This is a genomic window from Nonomuraea sp. NPDC050691 (genome assembly GCF_040654455.1).
Taxonomy (GTDB): Bacteria; Actinomycetota; Actinomycetes; order Streptosporangiales; family Streptosporangiaceae; genus Nonomuraea.
This window is the reverse complement of the sequence record NZ_JBFAIA010000345.1, coordinates 1-2,640: the sequence shown is the minus strand read 5'-3', so window position 1 is coordinate 2,640 and position 2,640 is coordinate 1. Positions and strand designations below refer to the sequence as shown.

Here is a 2,640-nt window from a genome sequence, read left to right as displayed (position 1 = left end):
GCGGCCAGGCGCCGCCCCAGCGGCAGGTTCACGCGCCCGAGCCCGCCGGGACGGACACCCGCACGGGGATCTGGAGCAGGCCGGACAGCCGGTTCAGCGCCGCCGGGACCACCCAGTAGTACACCCACGTGCCGCGCCGCTCGGAGCCGACCAGACCGGCCTCGCGCAGCACCTTGAGGTGGTGGGAGATGGTCGGCTGGGACACGTCGAACGGCCCGGTCAGATCACACACGCACGCCTCCCCACCCTCGTGCGAGGCGATCAGGGACAGCAGCCGCAACCGGACCGGATCGGACAGCGCCTTGAACATCCGCGCCAGCTCGGCCGCGTCGTCCTCGGCCAGCGGCTCGCGGACCATCGGCGCGCAGCAGCCCGCGTCGGCGGGGAACACCGGCAACATCTGCTTCGACATACGTCTATGTTGACAGCCGTCTAATCGCGATGGCAACCTCCCTTATATCGACGCCTGTCGATATAGCCGCTTCCGATGGGAGATCACCATGTCCCGCGTTCAACTCGCCCTGCGCGTCGGCGACCTGGAAGGCTCGATCGCCTTCTACGCCAGACTGTTCGGCGTCGAGCCGGCCAAGCGCCGCCCCGGCTACGCCAACTTCGCCATCGCCGAGCCCCCGCTCAAGCTCGTGCTCCTGGAGGGCGAGCCGGGACAGGAGACCGTCATGGACCACCTCGGCGTCGAGGTCTCCTCGAGCGACGACGTCAACGCCGCCACCGAGCGGCTCAAGCAGGCCGGCCTGGCCACCTTCGCCGAGAACGACACCTCCTGCTGCTACGCCCTGCAGGACAAGGTGTGGGTGCGTGGCCCCGGCGCCGAGCCCTGGGAGGTGTATGTGGTCAAGGCCGACGCCGACACCCTCGGCAAGTCAGCGACCACCACCGAGGCCGCCGCACCGTGCGCCTGCGGCCCGGCCGAGGGGCAGGCCGACGACCAGAACGCGCCGGCCGCCACCGGAGCCGGCTGCTGCTGACCGGGCCCGCCCGGGGACGCGATCAGGCCCCGCCGCATGCCGCAGCGGGGCCTTGCGCTGTGCCGACAGAAGGCACTCCGCGGGGCCTCCGGAGTTACTTGCGGGAGCGTTGGTTCATGCAGATGGGGGATGACTGCCCGTAACGACCCCTTTGCCTGCACGTATGCCTCAATCCTGGGAGGGGTCCCAGTGGCAATCGCGGAAAATCCAACGGATATGGGCCTGACCTGTATGGATAGGCTCTGGGCCCGCCGTCCTATGATCGGGTTTCTCAAGGAGTTCCCGCAGGTCAGCAGCAACACCGTTGGATTCTGCTCCATTGCTACTGGGACCCCGGCCTGGGCCGCGATCAGCCGGGCATTGGCCGCGGCGATCGTCTCGCCGCGCAGGTAGCCCTGGTCGACCTGCTGCAGCCGGGCCCTCGTCAGCAACGCCTGAGCCGTCGCCCCATCTGCAGTTGCATACGCGAGCTCACCATTCCTGGACCTCTTCAGGATGTTTGGATCTTCGGATTCGCCGCTACGAACCGATGCGATCTCCGAGCCGATGCCACAGGCCGGGCCGTCCCTGGCCGTGAGAACTGGTTCCGGCCCCGGCGGCCGGCCGAAGGAGCAGCACGAGGGCGAGTGCCCCCGCAGTCAGCAGGCCGCCGGCGAGGAAGGCGCCGCGTACCCCCAGGAGAGGCAGGACGACTCCGCCGGCGAGGGCGCCCGCGGCCACGCCCACGTTGAAGGCAGCCGAGTTCGCGGCGAGGGCGATCTCCGTCCTGCCCGGCGCCACCCGCAGGACCTGGTTCTGGGTGGCCATGAAGACCGGTCCCACCGAGGCTCCGAGCAGCGCCAGCATAGTGACCGCCACGACCTGCAGGTGACCGGCGGCGGACAACGCGAGCAGCGCCACTGCCTGCCCGGCCACCGGGACCGCCAGCGTCGCGAGGGGGAAGCGGTCGAGCAGCGGCCCGGTCAGGGTGACCGCCGCCACCCCCGCGACGCCGAACACGAACAGGAGCGCGCTGACCGAGTCACCGGTGAAGCCGCTCGCTTCTGCGAGGAACGTCACGACGTACGTGAATGCCGCGAACGCTCCGGTCACCGAGAGAGCTGTGATCGCCAGAACGATCGCGAACCGGCGAGGGTCAGGGGTGACACCGCGGGCTGCGTGCCCCTCCTCGGGACGCGAGGCCGGCAGCAGGACGGCGACGATGACGAGCGAGACGAGGGCGAGCCCGCCCAGCACCAGGAAAGGGGCCTGCCAGCCGGCGTGCCGTCCCAGCCAGGTGCCTGCCGGGACGCCGAGCACCGAGGCGAGTGAACCGCCGAGGGACAGCACGCCGATGACCCGGCCGCGCATCCGCGGGGCGAACAGTCCCACCGCCACCGGTCCCATCACCGCCCAAAAGAGCGCCTGGGAGGACGCGGTCGCCACCCGGGCTGCCAGCAGCACCCCGTAGGAGGACGCCAGCGTCGGCACCAGGCTCGCGAGGAAGAGGACGGCCAGCAGGCCGGAGAGCAGATACCGGCGAGCGATCCGGCGGGTGAGCCGCGCGATGGGCAGGGAAAGGACCGCCACCGTCAGGCCGTACCACGTCACCAGGTAGCCGATGGCCGACGGCGACACGCGCAGGTCCGCGGAGACGAGTTCGAGCAGCCCGATC

3 protein-coding genes are annotated in these 2,640 nt (G+C 70.5%); 1 reads left to right on the top strand and 2 read right to left on the bottom strand.

Annotation, left to right across the window (positions count from 1 at the left end):
• Positions 1-28: 28 nt before the first annotated feature.
• Entirely contained in the window at positions 29-412 is a 384-nt protein-coding gene (locus AB0H81_RS44540) for a metalloregulator ArsR/SmtB family transcription factor (protein WP_358388518.1), read from the bottom strand.
• A gap of 88 nt (positions 413-500) precedes the next feature.
• Between AB0H81_RS44540 and AB0H81_RS44535 the strand changes: the two genes are divergently transcribed.
• Positions 501-986: an ArsI/CadI family heavy metal resistance metalloenzyme gene (locus tag AB0H81_RS44535; protein ID WP_358388515.1), complete on the top strand. Its 486-nt coding sequence runs from the start codon at positions 501-503 to the stop codon at positions 984-986.
• 519 nt (positions 987-1,505) lie between these two features.
• On the opposite strand, the gene AB0H81_RS44530 is transcribed toward AB0H81_RS44535, so the two are convergent.
• Positions 1,506-2,640: MFS transporter (locus AB0H81_RS44530; protein ID WP_358388512.1), on the bottom strand; the 1,135-nt coding region annotated here is incomplete at its 5' end.